Annotated in this window: 22 protein-coding genes; 16 read left to right on the top strand and 6 right to left on the bottom strand. The window is 64.2% G+C overall.

Going from position 1 to position 23,173, the window contains the following annotated elements; genetic code table 11:
- Window positions 1–8: 8 nt before the first annotated feature.
- Entirely contained in the window at window positions 9–791 is a 783-nt protein-coding gene (locus ACWPW0_RS01280; protein ID WP_447588247.1) for a sulfite exporter TauE/SafE family protein, read from the bottom strand.
- Window positions 792–977: 186 nt separating this feature from the next.
- On the opposite strand from ACWPW0_RS01280, the gene ACWPW0_RS01275 reads away from it, so the two are divergent.
- Window positions 978–1,739, top strand: coding sequence for an NRDE family protein (locus ACWPW0_RS01275; RefSeq protein WP_454254186.1), 762 nt, complete (start codon window positions 978–980; stop codon window positions 1,737–1,739).
- Here the strand turns inward: ACWPW0_RS01275 and ACWPW0_RS01270 are convergent.
- Complete coding sequence (locus ACWPW0_RS01270; protein WP_454254185.1) at window positions 1,728–2,306, bottom strand: DUF6436 domain-containing protein; 579 nt, start codon at window positions 2,304–2,306, stop codon at window positions 1,728–1,730. The genes ACWPW0_RS01275 and ACWPW0_RS01270 overlap by 12 nt on opposite strands.
- 119 nt (window positions 2,307–2,425) lie before the next feature.
- Between ACWPW0_RS01270 and ACWPW0_RS01265 the strand changes: the two genes are divergently transcribed.
- The gene (locus ACWPW0_RS01265) at window positions 2,426–3,382 is read left to right on the top strand and encodes an alpha/beta hydrolase (RefSeq protein ID WP_454254184.1); all 957 of its coding nucleotides are present in this window, start codon (window positions 2,426–2,428) and stop codon (window positions 3,380–3,382) included.
- Between the two features lie 140 nt (window positions 3,383–3,522).
- Here the strand turns inward: ACWPW0_RS01265 and ACWPW0_RS01260 are convergent, their stop codons facing one another.
- Window positions 3,523–4,272: a hypothetical protein gene (locus tag ACWPW0_RS01260; RefSeq protein ID WP_454254183.1), complete on the bottom strand. Its 750-nt coding sequence runs from the start codon at window positions 4,270–4,272 to the stop codon at window positions 3,523–3,525.
- A gap of 82 nt (window positions 4,273–4,354) precedes the next feature.
- Between ACWPW0_RS01260 and ACWPW0_RS01255 the strand changes: the two genes are divergently transcribed.
- From ACWPW0_RS01255 to ACWPW0_RS01245, 3 genes are all read left to right on the top strand, one after another.
- Window positions 4,355–4,981 carry a 2OG-Fe(II) oxygenase gene (locus tag ACWPW0_RS01255; protein ID WP_447588241.1) on the top strand — a complete coding sequence of 209 codons (627 nt, stop codon included), beginning with the start codon at window positions 4,355–4,357 and terminating at the stop codon, window positions 4,979–4,981.
- Window positions 4,981–5,484 (top strand): DUF523 domain-containing protein, encoded by a 504-nt coding sequence (locus ACWPW0_RS01250; protein WP_454254182.1) that lies wholly within the window; start codon window positions 4,981–4,983, stop codon window positions 5,482–5,484. Before ACWPW0_RS01255 ends, ACWPW0_RS01250 begins: the two co-directional genes overlap by 1 nt.
- A 148-nt stretch (window positions 5,485–5,632) precedes the next feature.
- Window positions 5,633–6,067, top strand: coding sequence for a DUF4399 domain-containing protein (locus ACWPW0_RS01245; RefSeq protein ID WP_447588237.1), 435 nt, complete (start codon window positions 5,633–5,635; stop codon window positions 6,065–6,067).
- 60 nt (window positions 6,068–6,127) lie between these two features.
- Here ACWPW0_RS01245 and serA read toward each other — a convergent pair whose 3' ends face one another.
- The gene (serA, locus tag ACWPW0_RS01240) at window positions 6,128–7,357 is read right to left on the bottom strand and encodes a phosphoglycerate dehydrogenase (RefSeq protein ID WP_447588235.1); all 1,230 of its coding nucleotides are present in this window, start codon (window positions 7,355–7,357) and stop codon (window positions 6,128–6,130) included.
- Window positions 7,358–7,545: 188 nt separating this feature from the next.
- On the opposite strand from serA, the gene ACWPW0_RS01235 reads away from it, so the two are divergent.
- The 4 genes from ACWPW0_RS01235 to ACWPW0_RS01220 all read left to right on the top strand — a co-directional run bounded on the left by ACWPW0_RS01235 (window position 7,546) and on the right by ACWPW0_RS01220 (window position 11,720).
- On the top strand, window positions 7,546–8,940 hold the full coding sequence (locus ACWPW0_RS01235; RefSeq protein ID WP_454254181.1) for an FAD-binding oxidoreductase: 1,395 nt from the start codon (window positions 7,546–7,548) through the stop codon (window positions 8,938–8,940).
- Window positions 8,941–9,040: 100 nt separating this feature from the next.
- Window positions 9,041–9,706: a fumarylacetoacetate hydrolase family protein gene (locus ACWPW0_RS01230; protein ID WP_454254180.1), complete on the top strand. Its 666-nt coding sequence runs from the start codon at window positions 9,041–9,043 to the stop codon at window positions 9,704–9,706.
- Between the two features lie 78 nt (window positions 9,707–9,784).
- Entirely contained in the window at window positions 9,785–10,723 is a 939-nt protein-coding gene (locus ACWPW0_RS01225) for an SdiA-regulated domain-containing protein (RefSeq protein ID WP_454254179.1), read from the top strand.
- Window positions 10,724–10,796: 73 nt separating this feature from the next.
- The gene (locus ACWPW0_RS01220) at window positions 10,797–11,720 is read left to right on the top strand and encodes an SdiA-regulated domain-containing protein (RefSeq protein WP_454254178.1); all 924 of its coding nucleotides are present in this window, start codon (window positions 10,797–10,799) and stop codon (window positions 11,718–11,720) included.
- Between the two features lie 387 nt (window positions 11,721–12,107).
- Here ACWPW0_RS01220 and rpiA read toward each other — a convergent pair whose 3' ends face one another.
- Complete coding sequence (gene rpiA / locus ACWPW0_RS01215; protein ID WP_454254177.1) at window positions 12,108–12,782, bottom strand: ribose-5-phosphate isomerase RpiA; 675 nt, start codon at window positions 12,780–12,782, stop codon at window positions 12,108–12,110.
- 217 nt (window positions 12,783–12,999) lie between these two features.
- Here rpiA and ilvA point away from each other — a divergent pair, with 217 nt between their 5' ends.
- The 4 genes from ilvA (at window position 13,000) to ACWPW0_RS01195 (ending at window position 16,877) form a co-directional block, all read left to right on the top strand.
- On the top strand, window positions 13,000–14,514 hold the full coding sequence (gene ilvA, locus ACWPW0_RS01210; RefSeq protein ID WP_447588224.1) for a threonine ammonia-lyase, biosynthetic: 1,515 nt from the start codon (window positions 13,000–13,002) through the stop codon (window positions 14,512–14,514).
- A gap of 187 nt (window positions 14,515–14,701) precedes the next feature.
- A complete protein-coding gene (locus ACWPW0_RS01205; protein ID WP_454254176.1) occupies window positions 14,702–15,142 on the top strand; it encodes a DUF2269 family protein in 441 nt (146 codons plus the stop codon).
- On the top strand, window positions 15,142–16,413 hold the full coding sequence (locus ACWPW0_RS01200) for an SDR family oxidoreductase (RefSeq protein ID WP_454254175.1): 1,272 nt from the start codon (window positions 15,142–15,144) through the stop codon (window positions 16,411–16,413). The genes ACWPW0_RS01205 and ACWPW0_RS01200 overlap by 1 nt, the downstream gene beginning before the upstream one ends.
- Window positions 16,410–16,877, top strand: a complete 468-nt coding sequence (locus tag ACWPW0_RS01195) for a DUF2269 family protein (protein WP_454254174.1) — start codon at window positions 16,410–16,412, stop codon at window positions 16,875–16,877. The genes ACWPW0_RS01200 and ACWPW0_RS01195 overlap by 4 nt, the downstream gene beginning before the upstream one ends.
- A 137-nt stretch (window positions 16,878–17,014) precedes the next feature.
- On the opposite strand, the gene ACWPW0_RS01190 is transcribed toward ACWPW0_RS01195, so the two are convergent.
- A complete protein-coding gene (locus tag ACWPW0_RS01190) occupies window positions 17,015–17,668 on the bottom strand; it encodes a histidinol-phosphatase (protein WP_454254173.1) in 654 nt (217 codons plus the stop codon).
- Window positions 17,669–17,813: 145 nt separating this feature from the next.
- Between ACWPW0_RS01190 and ACWPW0_RS01185 the strand changes: the two genes are divergently transcribed.
- The 3 genes from ACWPW0_RS01185 to ACWPW0_RS01175 all read left to right on the top strand — a co-directional run bounded on the left by ACWPW0_RS01185 (window position 17,814) and on the right by ACWPW0_RS01175 (window position 23,165).
- On the top strand, window positions 17,814–18,293 hold the full coding sequence (locus ACWPW0_RS01185; protein ID WP_454254172.1) for an RNA pyrophosphohydrolase: 480 nt from the start codon (window positions 17,814–17,816) through the stop codon (window positions 18,291–18,293).
- A gap of 11 nt (window positions 18,294–18,304) precedes the next feature.
- Complete coding sequence (gene ptsP / locus ACWPW0_RS01180; RefSeq protein WP_447588212.1) at window positions 18,305–20,584, top strand: phosphoenolpyruvate--protein phosphotransferase; 2,280 nt, start codon at window positions 18,305–18,307, stop codon at window positions 20,582–20,584.
- A 136-nt stretch (window positions 20,585–20,720) separates the two neighbouring features.
- Complete coding sequence (locus ACWPW0_RS01175) at window positions 20,721–23,165, top strand: membrane-bound PQQ-dependent dehydrogenase, glucose/quinate/shikimate family (RefSeq protein ID WP_454254171.1); 2,445 nt, start codon at window positions 20,721–20,723, stop codon at window positions 23,163–23,165.
- Window positions 23,166–23,173 lie beyond the last annotated feature (8 nt).

The raw sequence follows: 23,173 nt of genomic DNA, 5'->3' as shown, positions 1-23,173 counted from the left end.
TGGATTCCTTATATGAGAAAGCTGGTGCCCACGCACAGCAACAGCAGGGCAAACAGGCGCTTGAGCAGCCGCGGCGACAGGCGATGGGCCAGGCGCGCACCGAACCGGGCGAAGAACATGCTGGTCAGGGCAATGCCGACCATGGCCGGCAGGTAGACGAAGCCCAGGCTCCATTCGGGCAGGTTGGGCTTGCCCCAGCCGATGATCATGAAGCTCAGCGCACTGGCCAGCGCAATGGGCAGGCCGCAGGCCGACGACGTGGCCACCGCCTGCTGCATCGGCACACTGCGCCAGGTCAGGAACGGCACGGTCAGCGAGCCACCACCGATGCCGAAGATCGCCGAGGCCCAGCCGATCACCCCGCCGGCGGCGGTCAGGCCAACCTTGCCGGGCACGTCACGACTGGCCTTGGGCTTGAGATCCAGGGCCATCTGGATGGCGATGATGATGGCGAACACGCCAATGATCTTCTGCAGGTACGGCCCCTGGATGGTCGAGGCCGTCAGGCTGCCCAACGCAGCACCGAGCAGAATGCCCAACGCCAGCCAGGCGAAGATCGGCCAGCGCACCGCGCCCTTGCGGTGATGCTCACGGACCGAATTGATCGAGGTGAAGATGATGGTCGCCAGCGACGTACCGACCGCCATGTGGGTCAGCACACTCGTGTCGAAGCCCTGGGCAGTGAAGCTGAACACCAGCACCGGGACGATGATCAGGCCGCCGCCAACACCGAACAGACCGGCGAGAATACCGGCACAAGCGCCCAGTACCATGTAGAGCAGGAATTCCATGGACACCCCCAGAAACGAAGCGGCATGGTAACGGAAGCGCTGCCGCCCCTCCAGCCACGCCGACAGGCCGCATTACCACCGGCTTACCGGTCAGAGTCTCGGCCGAAAAAGCCAATCCACCCCACGCGACTCGCGCGATCTTGCTCGGGTCCTTAGACTCGGGTCACCCTCACCAAGGAACGCTGCATGTGCCTGATCGTTTTTGCCTGGCGCCCTGGCCACGCCCAGCCACTGGTCCTGGCCGCCAACCGTGATGAATTCCATGCCCGCGCCACCCAGCCTCTGGGCGAGTGGGCCGACAACCCCGGCCTGTATGCCGGGCGCGACCTGCAGGCCGGCGGCACCTGGCTGGGGATCACCGTCGAGGGCCGCTTCGCCGCGCTGACCAATATCCGCGACCCGCGCCAGCCGCCGGGCGAACGCTCGCGCGGTGAGCTGCCGGTGGGCTTCCTGCATAGCCAACAATCGCCGGAGCAGTATCTGCGCGAGGTGGCCGGCCAGGCCGATACCTACGGCGGCTTCAACCTGTTGGTAGGCAACCGCGATGCCTTGTGGTTTCTCAACGCCCAGGAGGGCCAGCCCAGAGCATTGCCCAGCGGCCTGCACGGCGTCTCCAACGCCGGCCTGGACACGCCCTGGCCGAAGCTGCAACGGGCCAAGGCAGCCCTTGCCGCGACGCTGGACGAGCCGCGGCCCCAACACCTTCTCGAACTGCTGGCAGACCCGACACGCGCTGCCGATGCAGACCTGCCGGACACCGGCATCGGCCTCAGCGGGGAGCGCCTGCTGTCGAGCATCTTCATCCACAGTGAGGGCTATGGCACCCGCGCCAGCAGCGTGTTGCTGGTCGCGGCAGACGGCTCGCAACGCTTCATCGAACGCAGTTTCGACAACCAGGGCCAGGCCTGTGGCGATGTCGAACTGGTCTTGCCCGGTTCAATCGGCTGACGCCGCCCAGTCGCAGAAACAACCCACGGCCAAGGTGCTGTCGGCGCGTACCGGACGTCCGGCGCTGAGGGCTTCGAGAATCGGCTCGATGAAACTGTTGGCCGAGGTGCACAAGGCACCTTCGCTGTACGGGCCAAAGTAGGCCAGGCGGCCCTCGCGGTCCCAGATGGCCACCGCCGGGCTGGCAGGCAAACCGGCACTGCCCGGCAGGGCGCCCAGTGGCTGCAACGCCCTCAGGGTTGCTGGCAACTGACCGTGGCTACCGGCCTTCTGCACGGCATAGAACTGCACGCCTTTCGGCACATAGGTGGCCAGCAGCTCGGCCAGATGCTGCTGGTTGCCGACGTTGCACGGGCAGGCCGGGTCCCAGAAATGCACCACGCGAATCGCCCCCGGCCCGCTCAACTCGGCCGGCAGGCGCAACTCGGCACCGGAGAACAACTGCGTCCGCGCATCGAATGGACGAATGTAGCGCACCTGGAACCACCAATAGGCAGCCAGCATGGCACCCAGCCAGAGAGCAGCGAACAGGAAAATCAGCAGGGTTTTGCGGCGCGAGGTGGGCATGGCGACAAGTCACGTGGGGGGCGTTCGCGGAGCGCGAACCAGGCCCTAGCTTGCCATGCCGGGCCGTGGAGCTGAATATCAGCATCCCGCCCACGAGTCCGGCCGTTTCGATGACATCCATGCCCAGCCCAACGCTAGAGCCGTTTCAGCCCGAGCACCTGCGCGCCAACCTGCGACCCTTGGCCGCAGCAGTTCGCCCGCTCAGCACCGAGGAACAGGCCTACCAACGCCACTATGGCCTCGACCTGAGCGTGCAACGCGCTGGCAGCCACAGCCAACTTGGCTGCTTCGAACAGGGCGACCTGCGCATCGTCACGCAGCTATGGCGTCCGGCCCAGCCGCGCGCGACCCTGATCATGCTGCACGGCTACTACGACCACATGGGCTTGTACCGGCACCTGATCGACTGGGCGCTGGGGATGAACTTCGCCGTACTGGCCTGCGATCTGCCCGGCCATGGCCTGTCCGCCGGGCCACGCGCCAGCATCGATGATTTCTCGACCTACCAGCAGACCCTGCTCGGCCTGCTCGACCAGGCCAGCCAACTGGCACTGCCACAGCCCTGGCACCTGTGCGGGCAAAGCACCGGCGGCGGCATCCTGGTCGACTACCTGCTCACCGGCACGCCACGCCCGGAGCTGGGCACCACGGCCCTGCTCGCACCACTGGTACGGCCACGCGCCTGGGGCCTGTCGCAGCTCAGCTACTACCTGCTCAGGCCGTTCAAGTCAGCCATTCCACGGCGCTTCTCGGAAAACTCCAGCGACCGCGAGTTCCTCGACTTCATCCAGCACCGCGACCCGCTGCAGCCGCGCACCCTGCCCACCGCCTGGGTTGGCGCCCTGGCGCGCTGGATCCCGCGTATCGAGCGCGCGCCACGCAGCACGCTACGCCCGCTGATCGTGCAGGGCGAGGCGGACATGACCATCGATTGGCAGCACAACCTGCGCGTGCTACAGGACAAGTTCGACCAGCCGACGATCCTGCGCCTGCCAACGGCGCGGCATCATCTGGTGAATGAAAACGAGGAAATTCGCAACCGCTACTTTGCGTTCCTGACGGAGCACTTTCAGTAGTGCTCAATCGACAGCGCTGAAGGCAAGAAGCCGCAGGATAATCCTTACCGCTCGCCACCCTCGCTTCCTGTAGGGCGCGCCAGGCCGGCACGCCCTGCAGCACAACCATCAGCGTTCGGAATCGCCAGCCCTGGCCGTGCTCAGATACCTTGCCCAGCCCCTTGCTGAGCGCCCAGGCCGGCACGCAGGGCGCCCAGCGCCGCGCGGTAATAGGCCTGACCATCGCTGGATTGCGCGAAGCTGACGAACTCTTCCAGTTCGGGGTCGGACAGGTCGCGGTAGACATACAACAGGGTGTTATCCAGATCCGTGTTGATCTGCTGCTTGAACTGCTCGCGCTGGTTGTCGAGCAAGGCCTGCGCCTGCCCCCCGCCCAACAGGCCAGGCAACATCTGGCTCAGGCTGTCAGCGGCCACACCCGCCAGCGCCAGGCTCACCTCGGCCGCTGCATCACTGGCCGGCACGGCCTGGGCGAGGTGACGAATCAGCAGGCGCCGGGTGGCACTGGCATCGCTGCGCGGCAGGCCTTTGGCATTCTTCGCCAATTGATCACGACGGGTGGCCAGTACCTCGGCGGCAATCACCTTGCGTCCCAGCGGTGACTCGAAGAACTGCAAGGCAGGCTGTGGGTTGCTCAATTGCGTGCGCAAGGCGGCCTGGCTGCGTTGTTCCAGCGCTTGCGCGGCAAAGCGCCGGTTGCTGTTGTCGACCAGCGCCTGGTATACCGCAGGTGGCAAGGTGTTGCTGTAGCGTTGTTGGGCGACCACCAGCGCATCGCTGAAATGCTCGCGCTGCTGGGGCCAACCGGCAGCCTGGTACAAACGGGCATGCTCGTCGGCCAGGGAAACCAGGCTGAACAGCATCAGAACAAAGGCAAACACAACGCGCATGGGAAACTCCTGTAGGTCCCGTCATTTTCCGGGGCCGCAATAAGCTTGTCGAGGTGCATCGACAGCACTGCTAGAATCGCACATGCCTATCGAATTCGATCAACGCCGCCTACCGCAGATCATCGACGACCTTGCCACACAAGGCTGGTCGAGGCAGACGCATGTCCTGCCTGAGCTTCTGACCCGCCAATTGGCCGATGAGTGCCGCCTGCGTGCGCAAAAGGGTGCCTTGCATCCCGCCAGCACCGGCCGCGGCGGCGCCCAGGCAGTACGCGAAGGCATCCGTGGCGACCGTATCCAGTGGCTGGAAGACGGCCAGCACCCCGCCTGCGACCACTACCTGCGCGCCATGGACGAGCTACGCCTGTTCCTCAACGAGGCGTTTTTCCTCGGCCTGGCCGACTACGAAAGCCACTTCACCCTTTATCCCCCCGGCAGCTTCTACCGACGCCACCTCGATCGCTTCAACGATGATGACCGGCGCAGTGTCTCGGCAATCTACTACCTCAACCCGGATTGGCTACCCGAGCACGGCGGGGCGCTACGTCTGTATCCGGCAGCCGGCGGCGAGCTGGATATCCTTCCTGAGGCCGGCACGCTGGTGCTGTTCATGTCCGCCGACCTGCCCCATGAGGTGTTGCCAGCTACCCGCGAACGCCTGTCGTTGACCGGTTGGTTCCGTCGCCGCGCCCTGAGCCAGGTGATCTGATGCACAAGGTGCTGGTCAGCCGCTGCCTGCTTGGCCAGCGCGTGCGCTACGACGGCGGTGCTCACGGGCCTTATGACCTCTTGCAGCAGTGGCAGACCGAAGGACGCATCGTTCCGCTATGCCCGGAAGTGGCTGGTGGCCTGCCTACGCCACGCCCGCCGGCCGAGATCATCGGCGGCAACGGCCATGAGGTTCTCGACGGGCTGAGCCAGGTCCTCAGCATCGAAGGGGAAGATGTTACGCCGGCCTTCCTTGCCGGTGCCGCAGAAGCCGCCGAGCTGGTCCGCCGCCACGGCATTCGCCTGGCGCTGCTCAAGTCACGCAGCCCCTCATGCGGCAATGAGGAAACCTATGACGGCCAGTTCGCCGGCATTCGTGTAGCAGGGCAAGGCGTCACCGCTGCCACCCTGGCCCGCCTGGGCGTGCAGGTCTTCAATGAGCATCAGCTCGAGCAGGCAGCACGTTGGCTGGCGGCGCTGGAAGATGGAACGCCCACTGCTTGAGACCATCGCTCCCGGTGCGCACGGCGGACCCTACGGGAAATTTTGCTGACGACACGGGTTTGGAGCCTCGCGCCAGAGCGCCTATGCTGATGGACCACCTGCCGGCCAGTGCCCGCAGATGCCTCAACCGCTATACAGGAGCTTCCCCATGAAACGTACCGTCTCTTGCCTTGGCCTGGCCGGCCTGTTGCTGGCTTCCGCCTGCGCGCTGGCCGAAGGCCTGCCGCGTACCGCCGCCCCCGCCGGAGCAGAGGTGTACTTCATCAGTCCGAAAGATGGCGCCACCGTGGACAAGACCTTTACCGTGCGCTTCGGCCTGAAGGGCATGGGCGTCGCGCCAGCTGGGGCCGACATTCCAGAAACCGGTCACCATCACATCCTGATCGACCTCAAGGACGAGCCCGCCATGGACCAGCCGTTGCCCATGACCGATGCCATCCGTCACTTCGGCAAGGGCCAGACCGAAACCGAGCTGACCCTGGCGCCCGGCAAACACACCCTGCAGCTGCTGGTTGGCGACAAGAACCACATCCCGCTCGACCCGCCAGTGATCTCGAAGACGATCACCGTCACCGTGAAGTAAAAAATCGCGGGCATGAAAAAGGGAGGCCTCGGCCTCCCTTTTTCATTGCACAGGTGCGACTCAGAAAAGAACGCGAGTACGAATGGTCCCGGTCACATGCTGGAGTTTTTCCAGCGCCAGGTCCGAGTACTCGGCGTCGACGTCGATCACCACGTAGCCGACCTTGTCGTTGGTCTGCAGGAACTGGCCGGAGATGTTGATGCCGTTGTCGGCGAAGACCTTGTTGATCTCGCTCATCACGCCCGGGATGTTCTCGTGGATATGCAGCAGACGGTGCTTGCCCGGGTGCGCCGGCAGGGCCACTTCGGGGAAGTTGACCGACGAAACCGAAGTACCGTTGTCGCTGTACTTGACCAGCTTCTCGGCGACTTCCAGGCCGATGTTGGCCTGAGCCTCGGCAGTCGAACCACCGATGTGCGGGGTCAGGATCACGCGATCCAGACCACGCAGCGGGCTTTCGAACTCTTCGTCGTTGGACTTCGGCTCGACCGGGAACACGTCGATGGCGGCGCCGATCAGGTGCTCGTCCTTGATCGCGGCGGCCAGGTGGTCCAGCTCGACCACGGTGCCACGTGCGGCGTTGATCAGGATGCCGCCCTTCTTCATCGCACGGATTTCCTTCTCGCCGATCATCCACTGGGTGGACGGCAGTTCAGGCACGTGCAGGGAAACGATGTCGGCCATGCCCAGCAGGTCGTGCAGTTTGCCGACCTGAGTGGCGTTGCCCAGCGGCAGCTTGGTCACGGTGTCGTAGAAGAACACCTGCATGCCCAGCGCTTCGGCCAGCACGGAAAGCTGGGTGCCGATGGAGCCGTAACCGACGATACCCAGCTTCTTGCCACGGATTTCGAAGGAATTGGCTGCCGACTTGATCCAGCCACCACGGTGGCAGGAGGCATTCTTCTCGGGGATGCCGCGCAGCAGCAGAATGGCCTGGGCCAGCACCAGCTCGGCAACCGAGCGTGTATTGGAGAACGGCGCGTTGAACACGGCGATGCCGCGCTCGCGGGCAGCGTTCAGGTCGACCTGGTTGGTCCCGATGCAGAAGCACCCGACGGCGACCAGCTTCTTCGCATGGTCGAACACCTCGGCGGTCAGCTGGGTACGCGAACGGATGCCAATGAAATGTGCGTCGGCGATCTTCTCTTTCAGGTCGCTATCGGACAGGGCGCCCTTGAGGTACTCGATATTGCTGTAGCCGGCGGCCTTCAGGGTATCGATGGCATTCTGGTGCACGCCTTCCAGCAGAAGGAACTTGATCTTGCTCTTGTCGAGAGAGGTCTTGCTCATCGGAGTACCTGTTGTCCCACAAAAAAGTGTCAGGGAGGATGCATCAGCGAAGAGGCTGAGCGGGCCTGTAATCGGCGCGGGGGCACGATTAACGGGGGGCATATGCTAGCATAAGCCCCCCGCGAAACACCTACCCCCGAGCGTGAAGCGTGCTCAGGGTGACCATGAATCGTTTGAGAGTTTCCCAGATGACCAACCCCGCCCAGATCGAAGTGCTGAAGACCCTGGTCGAGCCCGGCAAAGTGCTCACCGATGCCGATTCCCTCAACGCCTACGGCAAGGACTGGACCAAGCATTTCGCGCCGTCGCCCTCGGCCATCGTCTTTCCCAAGACCATCGAGCAGGTGCAGGCCGTGGTGCGCTGGGCCAATGAGCACAAGATCGCGCTGGTACCGTCGGGCGGGCGTACCGGCCTGTCCGCTGCGGCCGTTGCGGCCAATGGCGAGGTGGTGGTCGCGTTCGACTACATGAACCAGATCCTCGAGTTCAACGAATTCGACCGCACCGCCGTCTGTCAGCCCGGCGTGGTGACGAAGCAGCTGCAGCTGTTCGCCGAAGACAAGGGCCTGTACTACCCGGTGGACTTCGCCTCGGCAGGATCCAGCCAGCTTGGCGGCAATATCGGCACCAATGCCGGCGGGATCAAGGTGATTCGCTACGGCATGACCCGCAACTGGGTGGCCGGCCTGAAGGTCGTCACCGGCACCGGCGAGCTGCTGGAGCTGAACAAGGACCTGATCAAGAACGCCACCGGCTATGACATGCGCCAGCTGTTCATCGGCGCCGAAGGCACCCTGGGCTTCGTTGTCGAGGCGACCATGCGCCTGGAACGGGCGCCGAAGAACCTCACCGCGATGGTCCTCGGCACGCCGGACTTCGACTCGATCATGCCGGTGCTGCACGCCTTCCAGAACAAGCTCGACCTGACCGCCTTCGAGTTCTTCTCCGACAAGGCCCTGGCCAAGATCATGGCCCGGGGCGACGTGCCGCCGGCATTCGACACCGAGTGCCCGTTCTATGCCCTGCTGGAGTTCGAGGCCAGCACCGAGGAAGTCGCCGAGCAGGCCCTGGCGACCTTCGAGCACTGCGTCGAGCAAGGCTGGGTGCTGGACGGCGTGATGAGCCAGAGCGAGCAGCAGTTGCAGAACCTGTGGAAGCTGCGCGAGTACATCTCGGAGACCATCAGCCACTGGACGCCGTACAAGAACGACATCTCCGTCACCGTTTCCAAGGTGCCGGCGTTCCTCAAGGACATCGACGCCATCGTCGAAGCCAACTACCCGGACTTCGAAGTGGTGTGGTTCGGCCACATCGGCGACGGCAACCTGCACCTGAACATCCTCAAGCCCGATGCGCTGAGCAAAGACGAGTTCTTCGCCAAGTGCGCGGTGGTCAACCAGTGGGTGTTCGAGACCGTGCAGAAGTACAACGGCTCGATCAGCGCCGAGCACGGCGTCGGCATGACCAAGCGCGACTACCTGCACTATTCGCGCTCGCCAGCGGAAATCGCCTATATGAAAGGTATCAAGGCGGTGTTCGACCCGAATGGAATCATGAACCCGGGCAAGATCTTCCCCGCGTGATCCCCAGGGTGTGCAGGCCGCCGGCCGCGCACACCCGATATCCGGCATAGAACACGGGGTGGTGCGCGCTGCACGCCCTACCGTTCCGAGGAGTTTTCGCATGAGCTACCAGCACCAGTACATCGACGGCACCCCGATCCATTTCTCCCTGGGCAAAGTGGTCTGCGTCGGCCGCAACTACGCCGAACACGCCAAGGAACTCAACAATCCCGTACCCAGCGAGCCCCTGCTGTTCATCAAGCCGGGCAGCTGCACGGTACCGCTGGCAGGCGGCTTCGCCATTCCGCAGGACAGCGGCAGCGTGCACTACGAAGCGGAAATCGCCGTACTGATCGGCAAGCCGCTGTCGCGCACGCCAAGCGAGGAAGAGGTGCTGGACGCCATTTCCGGCTTCGCCCCGGCGCTGGACCTGACTCTGCGTGACGTACAGGCGCGCCTGAAGGAAAAGGCCTACCCCTGGGAAATCGCCAAGTCCTTCGACGGCGCGTTCGTCCTCGCCCCCTTCGTGCCCGGCGATGCGATCCAGGACCCGCGTGACATCGGCATCCGCCTGTCGATCAATGGCGAGACTCGCCAGGACGGCAACAGCCGTGACATGCTGTATCCCATCGTCCCGCTGATTCAGGCCATCTGTGGTCACTTCAGCCTGCAGCCGGGCGATGTGGTGTCCACCGGCACACCGGCCGGGGTCGGCCCACTGGCCAGCGGTGACCAGCTGCAGCTGGAACTGATCGGCCACTCGCAGTTCGACAGCCACGTCCTGTAGAAGCCGCAGGGCTGTATCCAGAGAACCTTCGTCGTCCAGGACGGTCAGACACGGGATTCGATTCGCCGAGTATCGTCGATGCCGTTATTCCCTCGCCTGACACGTTTCCGCTGGCTGGCCCTGACCGGCCTGCTCTGCACAGGCGTTGTGCTTGCCAACTACCTGCACCTGGATGATCGCGCCTGGTACTGGCTCAAGGAGCGCAACCTGCCCGCGGCCGAGCGTGACGCCAGTATCTGGCTGCCCACCTACCATGCCGTCATCCAGGCCAAGCCGCTGGCAGGCCTCGAAAATGATGAAGCCTCCGACCTGGCCTACAACAGGGTCACCGGCACCCTGTTCACCGTTACCGGCAAGGTCCCCATGCTCGTGGAAATCACCCGGGCCGGCGAGGTGCTGCGCCGCATTCCCCTGCTCGGCTTCGCCAATCCCGAAGGCGTCGCGATTCTCGACAATGGGGATGTCGCAGTGGTCGATGAGCGCCGCCGCACCCTGTCGGTATTGACCCTTGATCCGCACACCCGGGAACTGAATGTCGCCGACGCCACCGAGTACGACCTTGGCTTTGCCGACGGCGGCAACAAGGGCTTCGAAGGCATCGCCTGGGACCCACAGCAGAAGCGCATGCTGCTGGGCAAGGAGCGCGATCCGACCGCCATCTTCAGCCTGCCGGGTGACGACCCCACGGCACTGTCCCAGGCGCTGCAGCCACTGCCGGGCTACGGCCTGGGCATGCGCAATCTGTCCGCACTCAGCGTCGACCCGCGCACGGGGCACCTCCTCGCCCTGTCCGCTCAATCCAACCTGCTGCTGGAACTGGACAAACAGGGCCAGCCGGTCAGCTTCATCAGCCTGATGGGCGGCCTCAATGGCCTGCACAACCGCATTCCGCGCGCCGAAGGTGTAGCGATGGACGAGCAGGGCACCCTGTACATGGTCAGCGAACCCAATCTGTTCTACGTCTTCCGCAAAGAGGCTCCAGGGAGCGCCCCGCTCACCCTGTCCGAGCTGAACTGAACGGCACGATTCAGTTTCAGTTCAGGCGAACGTGCTATTAAGTCGGGTACTCCGCGTTCAACGAGCCTCACTCATGCCCCGATTGTCGTCATCCATGCGCCTGCTGCTGGGTAGCGCGCTGCTCATCTGCATCATTGCCACGTTGATTGCCGGGTATCGCCTGCAACTGCACCAGCAGCTCTGGTTCAAGTTCGAGCAATGGCAGCATGCCGAGGCGTGGAAGGACCGGTCGATCTGGCTACCGGACTACGTCGCCAGCGTGCAGGCACAGCCGATCGAAGGCATCAGTGACGTGTCGGCTCTGACCTTCGATCCGGATCGGCGCACCTTGTTCACCGTCACCAACAAGAACCCGCACATCATCGAGCTGTCCCTGGAGGGAACGCTGCTGCGGCAAATCCCCCTGACCGGCTTTGGCGACCCGGAAGCCATCGAATACATCAGCCGCGGTGTCTATGTGATCACCGACGAGCGCCTGCAGCGTCTGATCAAGGTACGCGTGGAGGACGACACCGCCTTTATCGATGCCTCCGAATCCCAGCAGCTGTCACTGGGTATCGGCCTCAATGGCAACAAGGGCTTCGAAGGCCTGGCCTACGACCCGCAAGGGCAACGCCTGTTCGTCGCCAAGGAGCGCGACCCGGTGCGCATCTATGAGGTGCATGGTTTCCCGCATACCAACCCGGACAAACCATTCGCCGTGCATGTGGTCGACGATGTCGAACGCGATGCCCGCCTGTTCGTGCGGGACCTCTCCAGCCTGCAGTACCACGAAGGGACCGGCCACCTGCTGGCCCTGTCCGATGAGTCGCACCTGGTGCTGGAACTCAATGCCGATGGCAAGCCGATCAGCAGCCTGTCTCTTCTGTCAGGCCAGCACGGCCTCGAACGCCGAGTACCGCAGGCCGAAGGCGTGGCGATGGACGACCACGGCAACCTGTACGTGGTCAGCGAACCCAACCTGTTCTACGTCTTCAAGAAAAAGGCCGGGGATTAGTCCGGCCTTTTCGAGAATCGCTGCGTGCTCGGCCCTGTAGGGTGGATGTCGCTCTCCACACCCACCACCGCTCCCGCTCGGAGGATCGACCAAGCGCAGTCCACGGGGCGGCCATCCAACCTACTCGGCTTTTGCGTTTCATGACGCGCTGATGGCTGGGCTGAAGCCCACCCTACGCGGGATCCAGGCTCTGTAGGGTGGGCCGGGCGGCGCTCCGCTTCAGCCCACCAGTCGCGGTGTCCGCAATTGCCTCGAAGAGGTCCGTTTGAAGGGCTGGATTGGAAGCATATTTCCACCCAACTCAATGAGCTGAAGCGAAACGTCAACAGAGCCCAGGCAAGATGATCGGCCCACGCACAATGCGGGAACGATCCATACCCTCGGCGATCAACCGCGCTCGACGCGCTCTACCCCGTCGACCGTGCCGACCAGCAGCAGATCCGCCGGGCGCGCGGCGAACAGTCCATTGGTGACCACGCCGACGATGGCGTTGATCTGCGCCTCCAGCTCCACCGGGTTGGTGATGCTCAGGTTGAACACGTCGAGAATGATGTTGCCGTTGTCCGTGACCACGCCCTCGCGGTACACCGGATCACCACCGAGCTTCACCAGTTGCCGGGCCACGTGGCTGCGTGCCATGGGAATCACTTCGACCGGCAACGGGAAGGCGCCGAGCACCGGCACACGCTTGCTGGCGTCGGCGATGCAGATGAAGGTGCGAGCCACGGCCGCGACGATCTTCTCGCGGGTCAGCGCTGCGCCACCACCCTTGATCAGGTTGAGGTGATCGTCACTCTCGTCGGTACCGTCGACGTAGAACTCCAGCTCGCTGACGGTGTTCAGGTCGTACACCGGAATGCCGTGCCCCTTCAGGCGTGCCGCCGTCGCCTCGGAGCTGGCCACCGCACCGTCGAAGGCGGTCTTGTGCCGGGCCAGCGCATCGATGAAGAAGTTGGCGGTGGAGCCGGTGCCGACGCCGATCACGCTTTTGCTGTCGAGCTGCGGGAGGATATGGTCGACGGCGGCCTGAGCCACTGCCTGCTTGAGCTGGTCCTGAGTCATTGCGGGTTCTGTGCCTGGGAGGGGGTCGAAAGCGGCGAATTATACCCGCATGTGTCGCAAAACCTCGCCTGACGGATGCAACAGCCTGTACCACCTGTCGTCAGCCGAGCCTCGGCATCGTTCTACAACGCACCAGAAACCCCGGATTCACTGTGGTCTCCCGGCAAAGCGCTGGGGTAGACTCGTCGGTCCCGCCCGCCTGCCAAAGACCGCCGCAATGCTCGAACAGTACGTCAAGAAGACCCTCACCTCGCGCGTCTACGACGTCGCCGTGGAAACCCCGCTGCAACCCGCCCGCCAGCTCAGTGAGCGGCTGGGCAACCAGATTCTGCTCAAGCGCGAGGATCTGCAGCCGGTCTACTCGTTCAAGATTCGCGGCGCCTACAACAAACTCGCCCAGCTTTCGCCGGAAGAACTGGCGCGCGGCGTGGTCACCGCCTCGGCCGGCAACCATGCCCAGGGCCTGGCGCTGGCGGCCAAACACATGGGCGTGAAGGCCACCATCGTCATGCCGCGCACCACGCCGGAACTGAAGGTGCAGGGCGTACGCTCGCGCGGCGGCAAGGTAGTCCTGCACGGCGACGCATTCCCCGATGCACTGGCCCACTCGCTGAAACTGGTCGAGGAAAAGGGCCTGGTCTACATCCACCCCTACGACGACCCTCATGTGATTGCCGGCCAGGGCACCGTGGCCATGGAAATCCTGCGCCAGCAGCCGGGCCAGCTCGATGCCATCTTCGTCCCGGTTGGCGGCGGCGGCCTGATTGCCGGTATCGCGGCCTACGTCAAATACCTGCGCCCGGAAATCCGGGTGATCGGCGTCGAGCCGGATGACTCCAACTGCCTACAGGCCGCCATGGCGGCGGGCGAGCGCGTAGTGCTGCCCACCGTGGGCCTGTTCGCCGACGGTGTGGCCGTGGCACAGATCGGCCAGCACACCTTCGACATCTGCAAGCAGTACGTCGACGAGGTGATCACCGTCAGCACCGACGAGATCTGCGCGGCAATCAAGGACATCTACGACGACACCCGCTCGATCACCGAACCGGCCGGGGCACTGTCGGTGGCGGGCATCAAGAAATACGTCGAACGCGAAGGCATCAGCGGCCAGGTGCTAGTCGGCATCGACTCGGGAGCCAACGTCAACTTCGACCGCCTGCGCCATGTCGCCGAGCGTGCCGAGCTGGGCGAGAAGCGCGAAGCGATCATCGCCGTGACCATCCCGGAGAAGCCGGGCAGCTTCAAGGCCTTCTGCGAAGCCATCGGCAAACGCCAGATCACCGAGTTCAACTATCGCTACCACACCGACCGCGAAGCACACATTTTCGTTGGCGTGCAGACCCACCCGGAAAACGACCCCCGCGCTGCGCTGGTGGAAAACTTGCGCGAGCAGGGTTTCCCGGTCCTCGACCTCACCGACAACGAACTGGCCAAGCTGCACATTCGCCACACCGTTGGCGGGCATGCGGCGGCGGTGCCCAATGAAGTGGTGCTGCGCTTCGAATTCCCCGAACGCCCGGGCGCGCTGTTCAACTTCCTCACCAAACTGGGCGGGCGCTGGAACATCACCATGTTCCACTACCGCAACCATGGTGCGGCAGACGGTCGCGTACTCGCCGCCCTGCAAGTGCCGGATGATGAACGCCACCTGATTCCTGCTGCACTGGAAGCCATCGGCTATCCCTATTGGGATGAGAGCGATAACCCAGCCTATCGCCTATTCCTGGGTTAACAGGTCATTGAAAACTACCTGCGTTGGCAATCCGTCGTTAAAGACAGCCTCAGAATGCTCATTTAGCACACTAAACTGCGCTTCTTCGGCTGTCTTTGCCTCGTATTGCCTGCCTCGCCTACGCTTTCAACAACCTGTTAAGCGCCACGCCTACACTGATTTCAACGCCTGAGACGGAAAGCACCCCATGGAGCACTACCTGCTGTTGAAGATCGTCCATAGCGCCCTCGCGGTCCTCCTGCCGCTCGGGCTGATTGCCCATGCCGTGATGCTGTGGCGTGCCTGGCGCCGTGGCGATGCCGCCGTGCTGCAACGCAAGCTGTGCAACACCCGCCGCTTCAGCCTGCCGGCCCTGGGTCTGGTGGCCTTGGCAATGCCGATCACCGGCTGGTGGCTGGTGCACCTGGCCGGCTGGCCGCTCGGCCAACTCTGGCTGTTGATCAGCGCCTTCCTGTTCGCCGTACTGGTCATTCTCGGTCTGCTGCTCAATGGCCGTCTGGCGGCCTGGCAGGCACTGGGTGACAGCCCGGCACCGGTTAAACTGCTGCGCTTCACCGCTGCCTATGCGCTGCTGATCCTGCTGGTCCTGTTGGCGACCTTCGCCCTGATGGGGGCCAAGCCGGTCTGATGCGCATCCTGCTGGTCGGCGCCAGCGGCTTCATCGGGCGCCATCTGCTCACCGCGCTGGCCCAGGCGGGTCACGCTGTCGTGGCGACCAGTCGCCAGGGCACTGGCCCGGCGATCCCCGGCGTAGAGTGGCGGCGCCTGGATCTGGGCGAACCGTTCACGAACCCGGACAGCTTCATCTGGCCGGACGCGATCGACCTGCTGATCAACGCCGCCGGGCAGCTGTCCACCGACACCGACGCCTTGTATCGGCTCCAGTCCACCGCCACCTGTGCCCTGTTCGATCTGGCGCGCCAACATGGCGTCAGGGTCCTGCAGATTTCCGCGCTGGGTGCAGGTGAACAGCCCGATATTCCCTTCCTGGCCAGCAAGGCCGAGGCCGATCGGCACCTGCTGCAAAGCGGTCTGCCTGCCGTCGTGCTGCGCCCCTCGCTGGTCATCGGCCCAGGTGGCGCCAGCAGCCAATGGCTGCAGCGCCTGTCACCCCTGCCGCTGGTTCCGTTACTCGACAACCACGCCCGCCTGCAGCCACTGCACATCGATGACCTGTGCGGCGCGGTGCTGGCCCTGCTGCGCCAGTGGCCCGAGCAGCCGCTGGTGTTGCCCCTGGTCGGGCCGCAGGCCATGACCCAGGGGCAACTGCTCGATCATCTGCGCCACGCTCAAGGCTGGGCACCCGCCCGTTACTGGTCGCTGCCGCTACCTCTCACCCGCCTGGGTGCCTGGCTGGGCCAGCACCTGGGCTGGACTGCACTGAACCCACAAACCCTGAACCTGGCACGCCGCGACAACCTGGCCAGCCCTGAACCACTGGCGGCGACCTGCGGCTATCGCAGCGCACCGGTGAACAGTCGCCTGCAGCAGTGGCCACAGCGCGCACAGAGCATTACCAGCAGCCTGCAACCGTTGGTGCTGGCAGTTCTGGTGCTGATCTGGCTGGGTACCGCCTTCGTCTGCCTGGGCCCTGGCTTCGCCTGGGGGCTGCGGATCATGGCCGAGGCCGGCGTCGAAGGCTGGCTGGCCAGGCTGACCGTCACCGCTGGGGCTCTGCTCGACGCCCTCCTTGGGATCGGCCTGCTGCTCGGCCGCTGGCGCCGCTGGGCATTACGGGCGCAGATCGTCCTGATGCTCGGCTACAGCCTGATCATCACCCTGCTGCTGCCACACTACTGGTTCGACCCCTTCCTCGCCGTCGGCAAGAATGCCGCCGTGCTGCTGCTCAGCCTCTGGCTGCTCTGGCTAACCCCTTCCCCGCAAGAGAAACCCGGATGAGCCTGTACCTGCTGCTCAAGACCCTGCATATCCTGTCCTCGACCTTGCTGTTCGGCACCGGCCTGGGCTCGGCTTACTACGCCCTGCGGGCCTGGCGCAGCCAAAGCATCGAGGTCATCAGCGTGACCTTTCGCCATCTGGTCACCGCCGACTGGCTGTTCATCGCCACCACTGCAGTGTTCCAGCCACTCAGCGGCCTGGGCCTGGCCAAACTGGCCGGCTGGCCGCTGAACCAGTTCTGGCTGCTGTGGAGTGTGGGGCTCTATGTGCTGGCCGGCCTGTGCTGGCTGCCCGTGGTGTGGCTGCAGATCCGCGTGCGCGACATGGCCACCACCGCCCTGCGTGACGGCACGCCGCTACCACCCCGCGCCTACACCTATATGCGCATCTGGTTCGTGCTGGGCTGGCCGGCGTTCATCGCCTTTATCGCGATCTTCTGGATGATGGTGGCCAAGCCGCTGTGATTGCGCAGGGTGGATCACGTTTTACCATCCACCGACCCGGACCACAGGTGGATGAACAGAGCGTCATCCCACCCTACCTCTGCGAGCCGAAACCCGCGCAAAGGGTTACGCGGGTTACACCCATCCTGCGCAGGCGTTCAACGCAGCGAGATCACCGGCCAACCGCGCTGCTCGGCAATTGCGCGCAGGGTGTCGTCGGGGTCGACCGCCACCGGGTTGTCGACCCGCTCCAGCAAGGGCAGGTCGTTACGCGAATCGCTGTAGAAGTAACTGCCGTCGAGGCTCAGGCCGGTTTCTTCCAACCAGTGCTCGATCCGCGTGACCTTGCCTTCCTGGAAGCAGGGAATACCGGTGATCTGCCCGGTGTAGAGGCCGTCCTGCATGCCGCACTCGGTGGCCAACAGGGTTTCCACGCCCAGACGCGCGGCAATCGGCGCGGTGACGAAGCGATTGGTCGCGGTGATGATCACCAGGCGATCACCGGCAGCGCGGTGTTTCTCCAGCAGCGCCTCGGCCTTGCTCAGGATCATCGGCTCGATGCAGTCGCGCATGAAATCACCATGCCACTCGGCCAGCTGTTCCAGGGAATTGCGGCCGAGAATGGCCTGGGTGAAATTCTGGTAGGCCCGGACATCGAGCGTGCCGGCCAGGTAATCGTCATAAAAGGCATCGTTGCGTGCCTGATACTCGGCGGCGTCGAGAATGCCGCGCTGGCACAGGTACTCGCCCCAGGAATGGTCGCTGTCACCCGCGATCAGGGTGTTGTCGAGATCGAATAACGCCAGGCGCACGTGTTGGTACCTTGCTTGGAGGATCGAAAAGGGCGGCCAGAATAGCCGCTTTTGCCGCCACTGCCCATTGGCAGAGCCGCGCGTTTGCTGCCTTCAAGGGCTTTGTGGAACAATGCTGAAACATGCGTTTGTAAGGTAGTGTGCCGTGATCGATTCCGATGGTTTTCGCCCCAATGTCGGCATCATCCTGACCAATGACAGTGGCCAGGTGCTCTGGGCACGCCGAATCAATCAGGATGCCTGGCAGTTTCCCCAGGGAGGTATCAACCCCCAGGAGTCGCCTGAACAGGCCCTGTACCGCGAACTTAACGAAGAAGTCGGTCTCGAAGAGCAGGATGTGAAGATTCTCGCCTGTACCCGAGGCTGGTTGCGGTATCGTCTGCCCCAGCGTCTGGTGCGCACGCACAGCCAGCCGCTGTGCATCGGGCAGAAACAGAAATGGTTTCTCCTGCGCCTGACCGGCGCGGAAGACCGGGTGCGGATGGACCTCACCGGAAAACCGGAGTTCGACGGCTGGCGCTGGGTCAGCTACTGGTATCCGCTGGGCCAGGTGGTTACATTCAAGCGCGAAGTTTATCGCCGCGCCCTCAAGGAACTAGCTCCGCGCCTGCTGGCGCGTGACTGACGGAAACGAGCATGCTCAACACGCTGCGCAAGATCGTCCAGGAAGTAAACGCCGCCAAGGATCTCCGGGCGGCGCTGACGATCATCGTGCAGCGGGTGAAGGAAGCCATGGGCAGCCAGGTCTGCTCGGTCTACCTGCTTGATCCGGAGACCAGCCGCTTCGTGCTGATGGCCACCGACGGCCTGAACAAGCGCTCCATCGGCAAGGTCAGCATGGCGCCCAACGAAGGCCTGGTCGGCCTGGTCGGTACGCGCGAAGAGCCGCTCAACCTCGAGCACGCCTCCGAGCACCCCCGCTACCGCTACTTCCCGGAAACCGGTGAAGAGCGTTATGCCTCCTTCCTCGGCGCCCCGATCATTCACCATCGTCGGGTGATGGGCGTGCTGGTCGTGCAACAAAAGGAGCGCCGCCAGTTCGACGAGGGCGAAGAGGCCTTCCTGGTCACCATGAGCGCCCAGCTCGCTGGCGTTATCGCCCATGCCGAAGCCACCGGTTCGATCCGTGGCCTGGGCAAGCAGGGCAAAGGCATTCAGGAGGCGCGCTTCGTCGGCGTGCCAGGCGCGCCCGGTGCGGCAGTAGGTACTGCGGTCGTGGTGCTGCCGCCGGCCGACCTGGAGGTCGTGCCGGACAAACCGATCGATGACATCGCCGCTGAACTCAAGCTGTTCAGCAATGCCCTGGAAGGCGTGCGCGCCGACATGCATCGTCTATCGGCCAAGCTCGCCACTCAGCTGCGCAAGGAAGAGCGCGCGTTATTCGATGTCTACCTGATGATGCTCGACGACGCCGCCCTCGGCAGCGAAGTGACCACCATCATCAAGACCGGCCAGTGGGCCCAGGGCGCCCTGCGCCAAGTGGTCAACGAGCACGTAAAACGCTTCGAACTGATGGACGACGCCTACCTACGCGAACGTGCGTCGGACATCCGCGACCTCGGTCGGCGCCTGCTCGCCTACCTGCAGGAAGAGCGCAAGCAGACCCTGGTCTACCAGGACAACACCATTCTGGTCAGCGAGGAACTGTCGCCGGCCATGCTCGGCGAAGTACCGGAAGGCAAGCTGGTCGGCCTGGTATCGGTACAAGGCTCGGGCAACTCCCACGTCGCCATTCTGGCCCGCGCCATGGGCATTCCCACGGTCATGGGCGTGGTCGACCTGCCCTACTCCAAGGTCGACGGCATCCAGCTGATCGTCGACGGCTACCACGGCGAAGTCTTCACCAACCCCAGCGAGCTGTTGCGCAAGCAGTACGCCGAAGTGGTCGAGGAAGAACGCCAGCTGTCCCAAGGCCTCAGCGCCCTGCGCGAACTGCCATGCGAAACCCTCGATGGGGTACGCATGCCGTTGTGGGTCAATACCGGCCTGCTGGCCGATGTGAAGCGCGCCCAGGAGCGTGGCGCAGAAGGCGTGGGTCTGTACCGCACCGAAGTGCCGTTCATGAACGGCGAGCGCTTCCCCAGCGAGAAGGAACAGCTGGCTACCTACCGTGAGCAACTGGCCGCCTTCCATCCGTTGCCGGTGACCATGCGCACCCTGGACATTGGCGGCGACAAGGCGCTGAGCTACTTCCCGATCAAGGAAGACAACCCGTTCCTCGGCTGGCGCGGTATCCGCATCACCCTCGACCACCCGGAGATCTTCCTGGTCCAGGTGCGCGCCATGCTCAAGGCCAGCGAAGGCCTGAACAACCTGCGCATCCTGCTGCCGATGATCTCGGGCATCCAGGAGCTGGAAGAATCCCTGCACCTGATCCACCGCGCCTGGGGCGAAGTACGCGACGAAGGCGTCGACGTACCGCTGCCGCCAGTCGGCGTGATGATCGAGATTCCCGCAGCGGTCTACCAGATCCGCGACCTGGCGCGTCAGGTCGACTTCGTCTCGGTCGGCTCCAACGACCTGACCCAGTACCTGCTCGCCGTGGACCGCAACAACCCACGCGTAGCCGACCTCTATGACTTCCTCCACCCGGCCGTGCTGCAAGCCCTGAGGCTGGTGGTCGAAGGCGCGCACGAGGAAGGCAAGCCGGTGAGTATCTGCGGTGAGATGGCCGGTGATCCTGCCGCTGCCGTCCTGCTGCTGGCGATGGGCTTCGACAGCCTGTCGATGAACGCCACCAACCTGCCCAAGGTGAAATGGCTGCTGCGCCAGATCAGCCTGAGCAAGGCCAATGAGCTACTGGGCCAGGTTATGCGCATGGACAACCCGCAGGTGATCAACAGCACCCTGCACCTGGCCCTACGCAACCTCGGCCTGGGCCGCGTGATCAACCCGGCCGCCGCCATTCAGAGCTGAACCCGGCGGCCGCTCTCTAGCTCGGGCGCTGGCCGCCCAGTCATCCCCATAAAATACGCTGAACTTCTGCGGTCCCTTCGACTCGACTGTGAGCCTGTGCTTGTAACAATTGCTCACATTTACGAAGGGACCCTCCATGCCGGACGCCGCCGGCTATCCTCGCAAGACCGATCCTTTACTCCTTCTGCTCGGCCTCCTCATTGCGCTGATCGGCGCCGGGTTGGCAGGTGGCGGCACTTACCTCGCCATCCTGGGCGGCTCCTGGTACTACGGCCTCGCCGGCCTGGGCCTGTTCATCTCCGGCGTGTTGCTCGCCCGCCGACAACGGGCAGGCGCGCTGTGGTACGCCGTCGTATTCATCGCCACCCTGCTCTGGGCGGCATGGGAGTCCGGCCTCAACTACTGGCGTTGGATTCCACGGCTGGACATGGTTCTTATCCTGGCCATCCTCGTCGCGCTGCTGGCCCCACGCCTGGGCTTTGCCCGTCGCCCCTCCTACAGCCTGGCGGCACTGCTGTTCCTCGGCCTGGCGGTTGCCGGTGCCCTGGCCTTCCTGCCCTACGGGCACAGCAATCCCGGCCAGGTGCCCGAGCCACTGAGTAGCTCATTGGAAACCGATGTGGGTACGGCGCAGAAATCCGACGCTCCGGCCGATGGCGACTGGCCGACCTATGGCCGCAACGCCGCCGCGACCCGATACTCCCCGCTGAAGCAGATCACCGTCGACAATGTCGGCAGCCTGAAACGCGCCTGGGAGTTCCGCACCGGTGACGTGCTCGACCATCGCTGGGGCGCGGAAACCACGCCGCTGAAAATCGGCAACAGCGTCTACCTGTGCACCTCGCACAACTGGCTGATCGCCCTGGATGCGGACAGTGGCAAGGAACGCTGGCGCCATGATCCGAAGGTGCCGGATGACGCCATTCCCTACACCGCCGCCTGCCGTGGTGTGAGCTACTACGAAGTACCGAGCGCGCCCACCGCCAGCAGCGCCACGAACGATGCCCCGGCGCTGGCCGATACCGCCACCGCCGCCTGCCAGAGTCGCATCATCTCCGGCACCCTGGATGGCCGCATCATTGCCGTGGACGCACAGAACGGTCGCCCCTGCACCGACTTCGGCAACAACGGTGAAGTCGATATCAAGGAAGGCATGGGCGAAACCCCGCCCGGCTACGTATCGATCAACTCCGCACCGGTGATCGTGCGCAACACCATCATCACCGGCCATCAGGTACTCGACGGCCAACGCCGCTATCCGCCTTCCGGCGTGATCAAGGCCTTCGACGCCGTGACCGGCAAGCTGAAATGGGCCTGGGACGCTGCCCGCCCGGACTACAGCGGCCCGCTGGCCGACGGTGAAACCTACGTGCGCGGCTCACCGAACATGTGGACCACCGCAGCCGGCGACGACAAGCTGGGCATGATCTACCTGCCGGTCGCCAACGCTGCCGCCGACTACTGGAGCAGCTCGCGCACGCCGGAAGAAAACGAGTGGAGCGTGGCCCTGGTCGCGCTCAACGTCGACACCGGCCTGCCGGTCTGGAAATTCCAGACCACGCACAAGGATGTGTGGGACTACGACCCGGGCTCGCAGCCGTCGCTGATCGACTTTCCCACCGAGCAAGGCAAGGTGCCGGCGGTGGTGCTGACCACCAAGCAGGGCGAGATCTATGTCTTCGACCGTCGCACCGGCAAGAGCCTGTTCGGCATCGAGGAACGCCCAGCTCCCCAGGGCGGTGTCGAGCCCGAGCAACGGGCCAAGACCCAGCCGTTCTCGCAGTACCACACCCTGCGCAAGCCGGACCTCACCGAGCGCGACATGTGGGGCATGACGCCCTTCGACCAGTTGGCCTGCCGTATCCAGTTCCGCGAAGCGAGCTACCAGGGCATCTACACCCCGCCCACCGTCGACCGCCCGTGGATCGAATACCCCAGCTACAACGGCGGCTCTGACTGGGGCAGCCTGGCCATCGACCCGCAACGTGGAGTGATCATCGCCAACTACAACGACATGCCCAACTACAACCAGCTGGTGCCGCGCGCCCGCGCTGACGAACTGGGCTGGAAACCACGTGACGAGATCGCCGTCGATATCGGCGGTGCCGAAGGTGCGGGCGACCCGCAGGAGGGGACGCCCTACGCGATCAACGTCAACGCCGGCTGGCGCCTGCATTACACCGGCCTGCTGTGCAAGCAGCCTCCGTACGGCGGCATTCGCGCCATCGACCTGAAGAGCGGGCAGACCCTCTGGGACCGCCCGCTGGGTACCGGCCGCGCCAATGGCCCGTGGGGCATCCGCTCCGGCCTGCCGATCGATATCGGTACGCCGAACAACGGTGGCTCGGTGGTCACTGCGGGCGGGCTGATCTTCATTGCCGCTGCCACGGATGACCTGATCCGCGCCATCGATATCAAGACCGGCAAGGTGGTCTGGCAGGACGTACTACCGGCTGGCGGCCAGGCCAACCCACTGGTGTACGAGGCCAATGGCAAGCAATACCTGATGATCGTTGCCACGGGACACCACTTCATGGAGACCCCGACGGGTGATTACGTGATCACCTACGCCTTGCCATAACCAGGGTC

The sequence above is a fragment of the Pseudomonas sp. Marseille-Q8238 genome (assembly GCF_965111915.1).
The sequence above is the reverse complement of the archived record's forward strand: the minus strand, read 5'-3'. Positions and strand labels throughout refer to the sequence as shown.

Coding starts and splice junctions, on each gene's coding strand:
- ACWPW0_RS01280 (WP_447588247.1), bottom strand. CDS start 791: ATGGAATTCCTGCTCTACATGGTACTGGGCGCTTGTGCCGGTATTCTC.
- ACWPW0_RS01275 (WP_454254186.1), top strand. CDS start 978: ATGTGCCTGATCGTTTTTGCCTGGCGCCCTGGCCACGCCCAGCCACTG.
- ACWPW0_RS01270 (WP_454254185.1), bottom strand. CDS start 2,306: ATGCCCACCTCGCGCCGCAAAACCCTGCTGATTTTCCTGTTCGCTGCT.
- ACWPW0_RS01265 (WP_454254184.1), top strand. CDS start 2,426: ATGCCCAGCCCAACGCTAGAGCCGTTTCAGCCCGAGCACCTGCGCGCC.
- ACWPW0_RS01260 (WP_454254183.1), bottom strand. CDS start 4,272: ATGCGCGTTGTGTTTGCCTTTGTTCTGATGCTGTTCAGCCTGGTTTCC.
- ACWPW0_RS01255 (WP_447588241.1), top strand. CDS start 4,355: ATGCCTATCGAATTCGATCAACGCCGCCTACCGCAGATCATCGACGAC.
- ACWPW0_RS01250 (WP_454254182.1), top strand. CDS start 4,981: ATGCACAAGGTGCTGGTCAGCCGCTGCCTGCTTGGCCAGCGCGTGCGC.
- ACWPW0_RS01245 (WP_447588237.1), top strand. CDS start 5,633: ATGAAACGTACCGTCTCTTGCCTTGGCCTGGCCGGCCTGTTGCTGGCT.
- serA (WP_447588235.1), bottom strand. CDS start 7,357: ATGAGCAAGACCTCTCTCGACAAGAGCAAGATCAAGTTCCTTCTGCTG.
- ACWPW0_RS01235 (WP_454254181.1), top strand. CDS start 7,546: ATGACCAACCCCGCCCAGATCGAAGTGCTGAAGACCCTGGTCGAGCCC.
- ACWPW0_RS01230 (WP_454254180.1), top strand. CDS start 9,041: ATGAGCTACCAGCACCAGTACATCGACGGCACCCCGATCCATTTCTCC.
- ACWPW0_RS01225 (WP_454254179.1), top strand. CDS start 9,785: ATGCCGTTATTCCCTCGCCTGACACGTTTCCGCTGGCTGGCCCTGACC.
- ACWPW0_RS01220 (WP_454254178.1), top strand. CDS start 10,797: ATGCCCCGATTGTCGTCATCCATGCGCCTGCTGCTGGGTAGCGCGCTG.
- rpiA (WP_454254177.1), bottom strand. CDS start 12,782: ATGACTCAGGACCAGCTCAAGCAGGCAGTGGCTCAGGCCGCCGTCGAC.
- ilvA (WP_447588224.1), top strand. CDS start 13,000: ATGCTCGAACAGTACGTCAAGAAGACCCTCACCTCGCGCGTCTACGAC.
- ACWPW0_RS01205 (WP_454254176.1), top strand. CDS start 14,702: ATGGAGCACTACCTGCTGTTGAAGATCGTCCATAGCGCCCTCGCGGTC.
- ACWPW0_RS01200 (WP_454254175.1), top strand. CDS start 15,142: ATGCGCATCCTGCTGGTCGGCGCCAGCGGCTTCATCGGGCGCCATCTG.
- ACWPW0_RS01195 (WP_454254174.1), top strand. CDS start 16,410: ATGAGCCTGTACCTGCTGCTCAAGACCCTGCATATCCTGTCCTCGACC.
- ptsP (WP_447588212.1), top strand. CDS start 18,305: ATGCTCAACACGCTGCGCAAGATCGTCCAGGAAGTAAACGCCGCCAAG.
- ACWPW0_RS01175 (WP_454254171.1), top strand. CDS start 20,721: ATGCCGGACGCCGCCGGCTATCCTCGCAAGACCGATCCTTTACTCCTT.